The following is a 13,938-nucleotide window of genomic DNA, read 5'->3' on the forward strand; positions in this document are numbered from 1 at the left end:
TACAATAATTCAGAGATATGTTCAATAATAACTTTCTATCTTTTCTTTTTCCAATTTTAATTGCTTGTTTTATAACTTGCAAACCTTGCTCTCACAGGGCTGAAGAGAGGAAAAGATATCAATTCGAAAATATTTTCGATATTGCCTATACCCCTGATTCACTGAAGAATGCTATTGGCTGGTTCACCGATGCCGGCTCCTGGATGGGCTTTACCATTCCCGAGGACAAAAAGTGGGTCAATGGTTTTTGTGGACCTTTCAGCCTCGATATGAATCGACGTCAGTGGCTCGCAAAATCAGCCGTTAAGGTCAGTTTTGCAGACTTTGAAAACGACGTGTTCACTCCAGATTCAACGAATTATTATCCCGGTGAAATCTATTTGTCGGCACTCTCAGCAAATGGCAGAATCAGTCAGACACTACATTTTATAGATGCATCAAATGCACTGTTGACCATTGTTACTGATAAAGACAGGACACTGGCGTTCAGTGGTGATGAGTGGAACGATGAGATGGAAATAGAAACAAACAAGAACTTTGTCGTGGCGCGTCATCACTCAGGCGAAATTGTTTTGCTCACTTTCGGACCAGATATCCTTATCAAAAAAAGTGAAAACAACTACAAGGCTGTCTGCAACGATGCTAACAAGGAAGCACAGGTTGTTATCTCATTTTTTACTTCCGATAAAGAGTTGGCTGTAGGGCTACAGAAGAGTTTGAAAATTTTGAACGATAAGCATATCTGTTTGCTTGAAAATGAGAAAAGATGGAACAGATATCTTACAAAGGTTCTTAGAACCGATATGAAACCGGAATATGATCGCATTGCTGTAAAATCGATTGTTACACTTATATCAAATTGGCGGACTCATCGTGGAGGTTTGTTGCATGAAGGAGTTGTACCAAGTCACGCAGTTGGTTACTTTGTAGGATTTTGGGCATGGGACTCATGGCGCTTTGCTGCAGCACTGGCTAAGTTCAATCCTGAGTTGGCCAGGAATAACATACGGGCTATGTTTGATTATCAACTACCGGATGGAATGATTATTGATTGTATCTATACCAATCCTTCTGAAAATAATGGAAGGAATAGCAAACCACCTCTTGCTTGCTGGGCTGTTGATGAAATTTTCACGAATACAAATGACACTGCTTTTGTCAGGGAGATGTTTCCGCAGCTTATGGCATATTATAACTGGTGGTACGTTAAACGCGACCATGATAATAACGGTATATGCGAATATGGTTCCTCAGACGGTACTCTGGAGGCTGCAGCATGGGAGAGCGGAATGGACAATGCCATCCGATTTGATGATACTGCAATGCTGAAAAATATTCCTTTCGATGATGCATGGAGTATGGATCAGGAAAGTGTAGATCTGAATGCATTCCTTGCTCTGGAATCAAAATTATTAAAGAAATTTGCAATTATTCTGGGTATTCCTTTCGAAGGAGAGATATGCTCAGATAATGTTGCAAACTATTTTTTCGACAAAAGGAATAAGTTTTTCTTTGATCGTCGCCTGCCCGATGGAGAATTCATTGAAGAGTATGGATGTGAGGCTTATGCGACTTTATGGACAAAAGTGGCAACTAAGGATCAGGTGGCTCAAATGCTGCCATTGCTGGAAGACTCAACTAAGTTCTCAACTTATATTCCATTTCCAACAGTTGCAGCCGATAATCCAAAATATAATTCTGAAGGATATTGGCGAGGGCCCGTATGGCTCGATCAGACCTACTTTGCTATTCGTGGTTTGCGTAATTACGGCTACAGCAAAAAGGCAGATGAATATACATTACAGGTATTCGACCGATTGGAGGGCCTAAAAGATAATGCTCCTATTCACGAAAACTATGGTACTAATAACGGTGAAAGATTAAAAGCCCCTCATTTCAGTTGGAGTGCCTCACACTTATTGATGCTGTATGACGACTATGGGAGGGTGCTGAATGAGGATTTTTTTTATCCTCATTTAACAGACTTTCTAAAAAAGGAATGATTGTTTTTTGAAAAACATAACCCATTACTGTGTCTGATTCAATACTTCGGTAATTTTTTTAAAACAGTTCTTATAATTTACTGAATATCAATCGAGTATGACGCTTTTTAAGGATGTGACATAAATTATTGACTGTCAGTATTATAAATGAAGTTTTAACGAAGCATTAATTGAAAAAGCCTCAAAATAAAAGATATGACGTAATAATCACCTGAAAATATAATATCATTTTTTCATAAAAGACTTTTTAAAGTGGACTCATTACTAAATTGTATCTAATGATTATCCGCATCTGTTCCTATTAAAAATTTTTGACTTGAAATAGAGGGTATAGTTTACAGCAGCTATCAATAGCCTATGCCCCCCCTTTGGCCTTTTTTTGACTCCAGCGGCCGCTTTTTAACAGTTTATCTAAGTCCTCAAGGGATATTACGGTGGAAAAGAACGCGTTGTCCAACTCACTGGACACTTCAAGCTTGTACTCATCGTCGCGTTTGCCCATAACGTCGCGCAATTTATTGTCAATTTTCCATATGCTCTGTAATGTATCGTTAATTATATTTATCAAAGCGTAAATTAATTCTTAATAGGTAGTATGTAAGAAAAATATCTTATATTTGTTACAAAACAAAATTTAAAAAGCTGATCAGTCAAATTAAATTTATCAGTAAATCAGAACAATTAAACAGTCGCCATCAAAGGAGGTGGATTTTGTAGAAAAACGGAGGCATTATCTTCAAACGTATTATAAAATGTAGTGGGATTTGTCCAATAACCGAGGTGTTGACTATTTTTATTCTCATTTGTCTTGCATTTTCTGATACTGAAAGGATTTCAAGGAAAGTAAACTACAAACTAATTACCCTTTAACACTACATGACTCTGCTGCTTTTATTCACATAATGTAAAGTTATGTATTACAGGTAAATCCATAAAGCACATTTCCATCTCCAAAGGAGTTGAATTTTTAAATTAGATGAGTCCCCTCCGATAAGTCTTTTTTGCTGAAAATCCCATAAAAAACACCATCGATTTTCAGCGAGTTGCGACCTCTTGAAATCGGGTTTTGGGGTTTTCGGAGCAGACTCAATTAGATTAAATACTAGAAACAATGAAAAAATTATTTTTATTAGAATTAGTGTTAGTAGGGATTTTATTTGCTTCATGCAATAATAATTTAGAAGAAATACAAATTCCCAATCAGGATGTAGAACAAGCAATTATCGGACTTGACAAGGGAATTCTCTCATTCGAAAATGAAACTGCTTTCCAGGAAGCTGTTGAAAAAGTACGTAACAATCAAATACCCTTGACATCCTTAACTCGTTCAGCCGACGGTAGTGGCTTCGAATCTTTGTATGCAGAATTTGTGCAGGCAATGAAAGAAGCCGAATCATATTATGATCGTATTGAAGGATATGAAGAATTTAAAGTGAAATTTCCTGATCTATATTATCCGGAACATGGCGATGACTACTCAGCATACTTGCCAGTTAGTGATGAAGCAATTGCTAAACTTACAAATAGAGAAGGAAAAGTTATTATAGCCGGAGAAGTGAGAGATATGCGTGATGTTTTTACGTATGAAAAATTGGTAGAGCTAAATCTAACTTTAAATGATGGTGATTTTGAAGTAGTATATTTAGATGAATTACCTCAAACTCGTAAAGCAGATTTTGAAGGTGCGATACCAATTCGGGTAACTCCAGGAGTAAGCTATGTAATGAATAAACGAAAGATAAAAGCAGTTACAGGCCGTAATCTGGGTTATAAAGATCAGTATTCTCCATTAACAGGGGAAGTTCACTTGGTTTTCAGAAAAAGAGGAGCACTGAATATTTGGTATAACCATTGGGCATTAACTCGAATTAGAATTTATGCTGGCATTTATAATACACTGTTGCATTCTGGCACCAAGGATGGATATTCTTCTCATAATCATCTATTCGAAGTTCCATATGGTTTTCTCTCTGTTGATCAGGTGAATCCTAACCTATGGCGTAAATGGATAATTACACAAGTCCATTTTACTTATGATGCCATGGATGGATATGTGTTCCTTGTAGATTTAGAACATTTTATGCTTCAAGGTTGGGCATAATGAATTCATATTACATAAATAACTCCTTTTGTACAAATAACTAATTTAAATTAGATGCATAATTTATCAATACAGGAAATGAATACAAAGAATTATTTAACAGTTTTATCAGTGTTATTATTGTTATTATCTAACTACCCTTCCGTTGTAAATGCACAGGGGAACAAAGACTTAAACCTACATTTGGAAACAGGTTATGGAATAAAGTTAGATAAAGGTGATTACAATTCATTTCAAATTTATCTCTCACCTTCATACGGTATTAACAATGTTGTTAATGCAGGAGTCGGTACCGGACTCGTTTTTATGCATAGAAATATATATCATGAAAAAGCGAGGAAGTTGACTTTTGTTCCCGTGTATTTACATGCTAACGTCTCGTTAAACAAACGGAACACTATTACTCCATACGCCGGAGTAAAACTGGGCTATGGAATTTCTTCTAAAAAGTTTAGCGGGCCCTCCGAACAGTCTTCTGCGTGGAATGGAGAGGACATCAATTCTGAAATAAAAGGCGGTGCATTCTTTTCTGTATCATTGGGTATTTTACACACATTGTCAAACAGACATGACTTGTCTTTTTCTCTTGCATATGATTTGCAACGTTCCCATTTGAAAATGGGAAGAGACAATCGAATTCACGAACAGACTTATAATTTGACAGCATTAGCTTTTAAAGTTGGGTACGTTTTTTAGTTCTTTATTTACAGGTTTGCTCCTTTTTTACTTCTACTAAACTTAGTGATGTTGGAGTAAATATTTGGATCAAAGTTTTAAAAAAAATATTTCTTTCTATTATAAGTTTGTCTGATTCTTTCTAATGTAATAAATCAGACAAATTTTTTAAATACCTCAACTAATAACTGTATGAAAAGTATAAATCATAGGGTAAGAATTTCGTTTTAAAACGAGTTTTCAACCTGTAAGAATTGTAGGAACCGAAGATACCAATACCATTTTCAATATTCGTGTACACTCTAAATGGTTCAAAAAAAGGCATATCCTCATTAACCAATGCTTTGTTGACTGAGATTAGATAGTGGTACAGTTCTACCGATATTTCTCCAATCTCTATGATATATTCTATACTCATATCATCATCCAATTCATCGCCGTTAACAGATGTAATAGAGCCTATTATGTCAGATAAGTGAAAATCAAAGAGAATATTTTCACCATCAATTAAGAGATCTGAAAAAAGGTTGGCTGATCTGTTTTTATCCAAATCATTCCCAATAATCTCATTAAAAATGTCCTCATCAATCACATTATTTTTCAATACACTACTGAGATCTAAAGAAATAGGCAATGATAACAAAAGTTTATCTTCCCAATAGTAATTTCGCGCCCCTTTAATGTAATAGTAATTTTCTTCGTTAAATATATCATTCAATTTTAATTGTAACTTTAAAGTTCTGTAGACTGTTTCATTGGCAACAACAGTTCGTGTAGAAACAGTTGAATCAGTCACAGTGATAATGGGTTTATGGGGGATAACGGTTTGGGAGAATATCCGGTTATAACCATCTACTATCACTTCGACTTTAATTTCATCTTTTGGTACTGGGGAATATTCACCCATATAAATACCATCAGACTGGTGGATAAGTTTCTCTTTCATTTCACCATTTACGAAAAGAGTGACATCAGCATCCCTGACAGTGGGGAACGGTTTAAATTCCCCTAGAACGAATTGGCTTTGGGTAAGTTGAATAGAAACTATGGAGTCTGGAGTAAGTGTAGCATTCAGCACCAGCAATGGGTCTGATATGGTTCCTTTGAAATCGATATCCTTTTCGCAGGACATTAAAAATATTGTTACGATGAACAATGGATATATTTTTCGTTTCATTTCATTTAAAATTTAATGGAATAACTTACTGAAGGAATAATGGGAAAAAGAGTAGACTGCCTCAGGAGGTTTATTGTTTTCTGTTCTCCTGTTTCCGGATTTACGGTAGTTTCATCCCAAACATACACATAGAACGGGTTCATTCGGCTGTACGCATTGAAAATACTGATATTCCAGGTGCGCAGGTTCCCACGTTTGGTCTTTTTGTGAAAATTCACGCCAAGATCAAGCCGGTGGTAGTTGCCGTAACGAAAATTGTTTCGTCCTTCAACATGGGGAATCGACTCTGTATAATAACTGTAATTCAGATAAGTTGGGAAACTAGCCGGAGACTCAGCAGGCGCATACCGATGAAGGGCAAAAGTAGCAGCGTTCCCGGTAGCAAATACCCATGAAGCGGATACGTCTATTTTCTCAGAGAGCCTGTGAGAGACGGTAAGACTCACGTCGTGCCTGCGGTCATATTTGGAAGGAAACATTTTTCCGTTATTGACGATATTACCGGACTTATTGAATATCCTGTTGGATTTAGACCAAGTATAACCCAACCATCCGGTTGTATTGCCGAATGATCGCTGGGCAAGGAATTCAATGCCATAGGCAAAGCCTCGCCCCATACTCACCTTCTTTTCCCACTCAGTAGACACACCCGTAAATGAAGCTCCGTCTTTGTATTCAAGCAGGTTATCCATCGTCTTGTAGTAGCCTTCAACGGAAAAGTCTGCTATATTATCGATCGAATAGAAAACTCCAGCAGCATACTGCCAGGACTTCATCGGTTGGATGCTGCCGGTACTTGGAACCCATAAATCTGTCGGCAGGTTGATCGCATTGCTCGACAGCATATGAATATACTGGCTCATGGAGGCGAAACCCGCTTTTACCGAAAAATTATCTTTGAGCAGTAAGCTCAATCCGATACGGGGCTGTAACGAAGTATAGTGTTTGTTTTGGACATGGAACATTGAAAAATGCATTCCAAGGTTGGCCTTAAGTCGTTTTCCAATGGATACATTGTCTTCAATGTATACACTGGCATCGTGTGCGTATACTTTCGGGCTGCCCATGATCGTATCGATATTTTGATCGAATTGTTGAGAATCGGCGATTTTTATCGATTTTACATCAGGACTGAATATATGATACACATAGCCAACCCCAAATTTTACATCGTTATACACATTTGATGTGAAATCGAAATCCGCTTTCAACGTCCAGTCCTGTATGCCAGAACTATAATTCATTCGTGATTCGTCTGATGTTTGTCTATGTTCCTGTTCGGTAAAATCTGAGGTCAATCTTTCATAGACGTTACTTAAATTAGAACGATAACGTGTAAATGTAGCGGTTGTATTCAAAAATAATTTATTATTTAAGATACGGCTCCAACGGAGTGCGGCAATAGCATTACCCCAATTCCAGTCCAGTCTGGAGTAATCCTTTGTCATAAAATTATTTCCATATGTGCGACCATCATCCATTTTATTATATATGGCATCATCACCGATATAGGCGCTTAAATACAGTTTATCCTTATCCGATATTTTATGCGTTAATTTAGTGTTTACATCATAAAAGTAATATCCTGCATTCGCACCATCATCACCTAGTTCTTTAATGAGAGGCTTCGCAATAATATCCAGATAGGTACGTCGTAACGACATGTTTAATGTCGTCTTTTCCTGGATGATAGGGCCTTCCAGTTGAATTTTTGAAGCGATCAGCCCAATGCTTGCTGTTCCATGTATCTTCCTGTCGTCGCCATCCTTCATACGCACATCTACCACCGAAGAGAGGCGGCCGCCAAACCGTGCCGGGAAACTACCCTTATACAGGGTTAAATTCTTGATAGCATCACTATTGAACACTGAAAAGAAACCGAACATATGATTCACATTATATATCGGGACACCATCCAGCAAAAGGAGGTTTTCGTCCGGTCCACCTCCGCGTACATACAATCCGGCTGAGCCTTCTGTCCCTGACTGTATTCCGGGCAATAGTTGCAACGCCTTGATAAGGTCATTCTCACCGAATAAGGTAGGAACATTTTTTATCTGGTTGACAGGAATTTCAATAGCACTCATTTGTGAACTCTTGACTCCCATTCTCGAGAAATCACCGGTAACTGTAACCTCCTGCAAAACAGCATCTTGGAAGAGGCGAATGTTCAACGCCGTATCGGACTGCAAATAAAACGTTTGTTCCGATGTACTATAGCCTACATAAGAATACTTGAGCGATATTTGCCCTGCGGGAATCGTTAGCGAATAGTAACCGAAATTATTCGTTACCGTTCCTTTGGACGAACCGATTTCGAAAATGGATGAAGAAATCAGCGACTCCCCGTTTTCTCCGTCTGTAACATAGCCGCTGATCGTATAATGTTGTGCAGTAAGTTGAAATGATACAATAAAAAACAGCAGCATCAAAAAAGGGAATGTTTGCATTCTCATATAACACGGAAGAATTTGATGTTTACAGTTATTTTTCATAATATGATTATCCGCATCTGTTCCTATTAAAAATTTTTGACTTGAAATAGAGGGTATAGTTTACAGCAGCTATCAATAGCCTATGCCCCCCTTTGGCCTTTTTTGACTCCAGCGGCCGCTTTTTAACAGTTTATCTCAGTCCTCAAGGGATATTACGGTGGAAAAGAACGCGTTGTCCAACTCACTGGACACTTCAAGCTTGTACTCATCGTCGCGTTTGCCCATAACGTCGCGCAATTTATTGTCCATTTTCCATATGGATTGATATCGCTTGTATCCTTCCCATTTGGCCCCTTAGTTCTTTGAGTTTTTTTCTACAGGCTTCCACATCGGGGTAATTTATATCAAAATCCAGGGTATTTAGTGTTTTTGTTGACTTATTTCTGCCCTATACCACTGTAAATAAATCCGAAGGAAGAGAGCTCCTCTCTGTTGTAGATGTTTCTACCGTCTATCACGACATGGTTGTTCATGATTTTCTTCAGTATATCCCAGTTGGGCATGCGAAACTCTTTCCATTCGGTGGGCACAATCAGCGCATCTGTTCCGTTGGCAGCATCGTATATATCCGTGGCGTAATAGACCGATTCGTTAAGATATTGACGTGCCTCCTGCATAGCAGCAGGGTCGTAGGCACGTACAAACACACCTGCATCAATCAGGCTCCTTATGAGTGTGAGCGATGGAGCATCGCGCATATCATCGGTTTCGGGTTTGAATGATAATCCCCATACTGCAACAGTTTTCCCCTTCATATCGCCATTGTAGTGAAGTCTGAACTTCTCAAACAGAATATTTTTTTGCCTGTTATTCACCGCTTCTACGGCTTTCAGTACACCCATTTCATATCCCGCATCTTCTGCCACCTTGATGATTGCGCGTATATCCTTGGGAAAACAACTTCCCCCGTAACCACAGCCGGGATAAAGAAAGCTTCTGCCTATGCGGGAATCGCTTCCCATACCGCGGCGCACCATGTTCACATCGGCCCCTACCCGTTCACACAGGTTCGCAATATCATTCATAAAGCTGATTCGTGTTGCGAGCATTGCGTTGGAGGCATATTTGGTCATCTCCGACGAGAGAATATCCATAAAGATAACACGGAAGTTGTTCAACAGGAAAGGTCGATACAGCCTGGTCATCAACTCCTTCGCCTCTTCGCTCTCAACGCCCACGATAACCCTGTCGGGGCTCATAAAATCGTTCACAGCAGCGCCCTCTTTCAGAAATTCGGGATTGGAGGCCACATGAAACTTCAAATCCTTCAGCCCGCGTTCATCAAGCCGCTTCCTCACCAGATCGCTTACACGATGAGAAGTTCCTACGGGAACAGTACTTTTGGTGACAATCAGCAACGGTTTAACCATATTATCAGCAATGGTGTTTGCTACAGTCATCACATATGAAAGGTCGGCATTCCCGTCTTCATCTGAGGGAGTACCTACGGCAATAAAAACAATCTGCATATCGTTCAGCACCGAAGGAAGATCGGTAGTGAAATGAAGTCGCTCGGCCTCGTAATTTCGTATTACAATACTTCTCAATCCTGGCTCGTAGATGGGTATAGATCCCTTTTTAAGCCCTTCAATCTTTGCACTGTCAATATCTACACAAGTAACATCAACACCCATCTCTGCAAAACAAGCTCCAGAGACCAGCCCCACATAACCTGTTCCTACAATGGCTATCTTCATATAAATGATTTTTTTAATTTGAATTTGAATTGAGTTTATCTTTCAAGCTGTTTACCGGATAAAGCACTGTCAGCAATCCTATAGCACCTACAACAGTAAAAACAACCAATATATCGGCAGGTTGTACAATCACAGGATAGGCATCTATAATGTAAGCACCGGGTATATCACTCAGTCGCAGCAGGCCGAAGTGCTGTTGCAACAGGCATAAAATCAAACCAGTCACAATACCTGCAACAATCCCGATAAAAGTAATGAGCCACCCTTCATACAAAAAGATGCGGGAAATCATCCTGTCGGAGGCCCCCATATTCCTGAGGCTTCTGATATCTTCGAGTTTCTCTACGATAAGCATAGACAAAGAGCCTACCACGTTAAACACAGCTATGAGCAAGATAAATGCCAGAATAAGGAATGTTACCCATTTCTCTATTTGCAGCATTCTGTACGACTCTTTCTGTTGCTCAAATCGATCCTCAACAAGAAAGTCATCTCCCAGTATATGTTCTATCTCCCGCTTTATTCTTTTCACCTGGGTGTTGGGAAGAAGATTCACTTCGAGTGATGTCACCTCGTTTTCGTAGTCGAAAAGGGTTCGTGCAAGCTCAATAGGAATGATGGCCATCTGTTCATCATATTCCGGTGAGTTAAGGCTGAAAACGCCGCCTATCTGCGCATACCCGGAGGTGAATGCTGCAGTAGGATTTGCCAGATTCACCCTTACATTGCGCTTTGGAGAATAGATCTCTATGGGGTTGATAAAACCAGGGCGGGCACCTAACGTCACAGCCAGCCCAGCTCCCAACGTAGCGTAATCCACCACATCCTCACGAAGCTTAAATGAGCCGTCCACTATGAGTTTCTCCATGCCGGCCATCAGTTTAAAGTCTTCCGAAACCCCTTTCACAAGTACGGGCACTTGCCGCCCTTCGAAAACAAAAAGCGCATTCTCTTCCAGAGACTCTGATACTGTCCTCACCCCTTTTATTTCAAGGGCTTTACTAAACTTAGTTGTATGCCAGTCAAAAACCTTTCCCTCCTTTACAGTGATCTTCAGATCGGGATCAAATGCGTTGAACATACCCTCCACTATTCCTCCAAAACCGTTGAAAACCGAGAGCACACATACCATAGCCATAGTGGCTATGGCAATACCGCACACCGATATAAAGGAAATAACGTTGATGGCGTTATGCGACTTCTTGGAAAAGAGATACCTGCGTGCTATGTAAAATGATATGTTCAACGGAGATAGTTTTTTTACAGGTCTTTCAACAATCTATCGATATTCTCTATATAATCGAGTGAATCGTCCACATGAAACATCAGTTCAGGAATGACCCGAAGCTGATTTCTCAAACGCTTACCTAATTCATAGCGGACAGATTTCACATTATCACCGATATTTGTAACCAGTTCCTTAGCCCTTTCTGACGGGAAAACACTTAAATAGATATGTGCTAGCCCCAAATCGGGCGATACGCGAACGGTTGTCACCGAGATCAATACGCCGTTCATCTTCCTGGTTTCGACTAAAAATATTTCACTGAGTTCTTTCTGTATAAGTCGATTTACCTTCTGTTGTCTGTTTGAGTCCATATTCTTCTATTTTTTTCTTATGAGTGTTAGCCCGTCGCGGACAGGCAAAATCACTTTCTCTACTCTCTGGTCTGATGAAAGCCTTTCATTAAAGTTCAAAACACCTTTGGTCGACCAATCGTTGCTTTTCACTTTTTCCACCACTTTACCGTACCATAGCGTGTTATCAGCAAGGATAAAACCACCCTTTCTGATTTTTGGAACAATTGCCTCAAAATAGTCCCAATATAGTTTCTTATCAGCATCAATAAAAGCCATATCGAAGCTTTCATCTTCGAAGCCGGGAATTATCACCATGGCATCGCCAATGTAGAGCTTTATCTTGTGACCGTGCTCTGAAAGTGCAAAATTCTGACGGATATAGTCCTCCAGTTCGTCATCTATTTCGATGGTATGCAGTTCACCTATCTCACCAAGCCCCTCGGCAAAGCACAATGCCGAGTACCCGACAAAGGTCCCGATTTCGAGGATCCGCTGCGGCTGGATCATCTGAGTAATCATTTTCAATAGCCTCCCCTGCAAATGCCCGGCGTTCATATTCGTCTGCAGCATCTTCACATGCGTGTCGCGGTCGATATTTTTAAGCAGGTCCGGTTCTGCATCTATATGGGATAGAATATATTCCTCTAACTTGTTATTCATTGTAACCCTTTGTCTTTATGTTGACGTTCATTGCACAATAGAATCATCACATTGTATAGTCAGGCAAAATATATTTCTCTTTCGCTTCCAGAATTTTCCAAGCCTCGCTTATCTCAAGATATGTTGTACCGCCTGTTTCGCCGAAACTACCTCCCAGGTAAGCAACCCGGTCTTTTGATTCTATCATTTTCTTATCTATCAGCTTACGGATAGCATCAGTAAAATAGGCTCTACGGCTCTCTTTGGTATTACCGTCTCCTTTACCCTGCTGGTACTCTGCCCAAATGCCATATGACAGTGCCAGCTCACGTGCAAGCCTTTTACTTGTGGCAATGGCATAGATGGGACTTCTTCCACGGAAGGCGGCCAGCACTCTGGCTGTTCTGCCAGTATGGCTGTCAGTTACAATAGCTTTAACATTAAGCCGAGCTGAAGATTTCACTGCCTGTTTTGCCAGGAATTCAGTCACTTCACGGTCGTCATCAGTATTGTATGGGACACGTATATCGTTTTCCTCCAGTTTTGTCAACTCCGCTTCATATGCCGTTTTCGCCATAGTACTGACAGCTTCAACAGGATATTTCCCGTAAGCGGTCTCTCCGCTGAGCATCACTGCATCGGTACGATAGTATATGGCGTTTGCTATATCTGTTATCTCGGCACGTGTGGGACGCGGGTGATCAATCATAGAGTGCAACATCTGCGTTGCTACTATCACCGGCTTCTTGTGGTGAATAGCTTGTCTGATAAGTACACGCTGAATGCCTGGAATCTTCTCCTGTGCCACCTCTATACCCAGATCGCCGCGAGCCACCATGATACCATAGGCAACCTCCAATATCTCGTCGGCGTTATCCACACCCTCCTGATTCTCTATCTTGGCTATGATCTTGATAGGGCTCTTCAGCTCATCAAGTATATCCTGCACTGCCAGCACATCCTCCCTGTTTCTGACAAAAGAGTGTGCAATAAAGTCCACCTCGTGCTTCTCTGCCAGTGCAATAAATTTCCTGTCCCTATCAGTAATGGCCGGCAGGTTAATTCTCACACCCGGGATATTTACGCTTTTACGGCTGCCGATGATACCGTCATTCATCACTCGACAGAGGAGATGATCGGTTTTCACCTCAAGAACTTGAAGGTCTATTTCACCGTCATCAATCAGTATATCATCGCCCTCCCGCATTTCTCCGGCTATATTATTATATGTTATACAGATAGAATCGTTAGTAGATACACCGGCGGAATTTCCAACTATTTTTATTTTATCGCCAGTTTTTAGTTTGATTGGATTTTCAGCCACCGTAGTCCTTATCTCAGGCCCTTTTGTGTCGACCAATATAGCAATCCGCTCAGATACTTCCCTTACGTTTCGGATAATCTTTAAAAAACCATCTTCGTCAAGATGAGCCGAGTTAAGCCGAACCACATTCATTCCGGCTTTGAATAGTTGTTCCAGGAAAGCCACATCGCACCTTTTATCGGATATGGTAGCTATAATTTTAGTATGTTTATGCATATTTTTGGCCGTAAGCTTAGTATGTATTAT

The 13,938-nt window shown here is 40.2% G+C and carries 10 protein-coding genes and 2 pseudogenes; 3 read left to right on the forward strand and 9 right to left on the reverse strand.

Features of this window, described 5'->3' with window-relative positions; translation table 11 throughout:
* The first annotated feature begins 17 nt into the window (after nucleotides 1–17).
* The gene (locus KDN43_RS00285) at nucleotides 18–2,003 is read left to right on the forward strand and encodes an MGH1-like glycoside hydrolase domain-containing protein (RefSeq protein WP_238867709.1); all 1,986 of its coding nucleotides are present in this window, start codon (nucleotides 18–20) and stop codon (nucleotides 2,001–2,003) included.
* Nucleotides 2,004–2,370: 367 nt separating this feature from the next.
* Here KDN43_RS00285 and KDN43_RS00290 read toward each other — a convergent pair.
* A pseudogene (locus KDN43_RS00290) lies at nucleotides 2,371–2,544 on the reverse strand (IS1595 family transposase); the annotation flags it as partial.
* A 570-nt stretch (nucleotides 2,545–3,114) separates the two neighbouring features.
* On the opposite strand from KDN43_RS00290, the gene KDN43_RS00295 reads away from it, so the two are divergent.
* Entirely contained in the window at nucleotides 3,115–4,104 is a 990-nt protein-coding gene (locus KDN43_RS00295; RefSeq protein ID WP_238867710.1) for a hypothetical protein, read from the forward strand.
* A 78-nt stretch (nucleotides 4,105–4,182) separates the two neighbouring features.
* Nucleotides 4,183–4,800 carry an outer membrane beta-barrel protein gene (locus tag KDN43_RS00300; protein WP_238867711.1) on the forward strand — a complete coding sequence of 206 codons (618 nt, stop codon included), beginning with the start codon at nucleotides 4,183–4,185 and terminating at the stop codon, nucleotides 4,798–4,800.
* A gap of 160 nt (nucleotides 4,801–4,960) precedes the next feature.
* On the opposite strand, the gene KDN43_RS00305 is transcribed toward KDN43_RS00300, so the two are convergent.
* The 8 genes and pseudogenes from KDN43_RS00305 to pyk all read right to left on the reverse strand — a co-directional run bounded on the left by KDN43_RS00305 (nucleotide 4,961) and on the right by pyk (nucleotide 13,908).
* Nucleotides 4,961–5,956, reverse strand: coding sequence for a DUF4249 domain-containing protein (locus KDN43_RS00305; protein WP_238867712.1), 996 nt, complete (start codon nucleotides 5,954–5,956; stop codon nucleotides 4,961–4,963).
* 5 nt (nucleotides 5,957–5,961) lie between these two features.
* Nucleotides 5,962–8,412 carry a TonB-dependent receptor gene (locus KDN43_RS00310; protein ID WP_238867713.1) on the reverse strand — a complete coding sequence of 817 codons (2,451 nt, stop codon included), beginning with the start codon at nucleotides 8,410–8,412 and terminating at the stop codon, nucleotides 5,962–5,964.
* A gap of 195 nt (nucleotides 8,413–8,607) precedes the next feature.
* A pseudogene (locus tag KDN43_RS00315) lies at nucleotides 8,608–8,779 on the reverse strand (IS1595 family transposase); the annotation flags it as partial.
* Between the two features lie 49 nt (nucleotides 8,780–8,828).
* A complete protein-coding gene (locus tag KDN43_RS00320; RefSeq protein ID WP_238867714.1) occupies nucleotides 8,829–10,148 on the reverse strand; it encodes a UDP-glucose dehydrogenase family protein in 1,320 nt (439 codons plus the stop codon).
* Between the two features lie 13 nt (nucleotides 10,149–10,161).
* Complete coding sequence (locus tag KDN43_RS00325) at nucleotides 10,162–11,394, reverse strand: FtsX-like permease family protein (RefSeq protein WP_238867715.1); 1,233 nt, start codon at nucleotides 11,392–11,394, stop codon at nucleotides 10,162–10,164.
* 14 nt (nucleotides 11,395–11,408) lie between these two features.
* Entirely contained in the window at nucleotides 11,409–11,747 is a 339-nt protein-coding gene (gene rbfA / locus KDN43_RS00330) for a 30S ribosome-binding factor RbfA (protein WP_238867716.1), read from the reverse strand.
* A 6-nt stretch (nucleotides 11,748–11,753) separates the two neighbouring features.
* Nucleotides 11,754–12,389: an O-methyltransferase gene (locus KDN43_RS00335; protein ID WP_238867717.1), complete on the reverse strand. Its 636-nt coding sequence runs from the start codon at nucleotides 12,387–12,389 to the stop codon at nucleotides 11,754–11,756.
* A gap of 46 nt (nucleotides 12,390–12,435) precedes the next feature.
* The gene (gene pyk, locus KDN43_RS00340; protein WP_238867718.1) at nucleotides 12,436–13,908 is read right to left on the reverse strand and encodes a pyruvate kinase; all 1,473 of its coding nucleotides are present in this window, start codon (nucleotides 13,906–13,908) and stop codon (nucleotides 12,436–12,438) included.
* Between the last annotated feature and the right edge of the window lie 30 nt (nucleotides 13,909–13,938).

This window comes from Proteiniphilum propionicum (assembly GCF_022267555.1).
In the GTDB taxonomy this organism is placed as follows: domain Bacteria; phylum Bacteroidota; class Bacteroidia; order Bacteroidales; family Dysgonomonadaceae; genus Proteiniphilum; species Proteiniphilum propionicum.

Bases quoted from the DNA above. Each gene is read 5' to 3' on its own strand.
- KDN43_RS00285 (WP_238867709.1), top strand. From the start codon at position 18: ATGTTCAATAATAACTTTCTATCTTTTCTTTTTCCAATTTTAATTGCT.
- KDN43_RS00295 (WP_238867710.1), top strand. From the start codon at position 3,115: ATGAAAAAATTATTTTTATTAGAATTAGTGTTAGTAGGGATTTTATTT.
- KDN43_RS00300 (WP_238867711.1), top strand. From the start codon at position 4,183: ATGAATACAAAGAATTATTTAACAGTTTTATCAGTGTTATTATTGTTA.
- KDN43_RS00305 (WP_238867712.1), bottom strand. From the start codon at position 5,956: ATGAAACGAAAAATATATCCATTGTTCATCGTAACAATATTTTTAATG.
- KDN43_RS00310 (WP_238867713.1), bottom strand. From the start codon at position 8,412: ATGAGAATGCAAACATTCCCTTTTTTGATGCTGCTGTTTTTTATTGTA.
- KDN43_RS00320 (WP_238867714.1), bottom strand. From the start codon at position 10,148: ATGAAGATAGCCATTGTAGGAACAGGTTATGTGGGGCTGGTCTCTGGA.
- rbfA (WP_238867716.1), bottom strand. From the start codon at position 11,747: ATGGACTCAAACAGACAACAGAAGGTAAATCGACTTATACAGAAAGAA.
- KDN43_RS00335 (WP_238867717.1), bottom strand. From the start codon at position 12,389: ATGAATAACAAGTTAGAGGAATATATTCTATCCCATATAGATGCAGAA.
- pyk (WP_238867718.1), bottom strand. From the start codon at position 13,908: ATGCATAAACATACTAAAATTATAGCTACCATATCCGATAAAAGGTGC.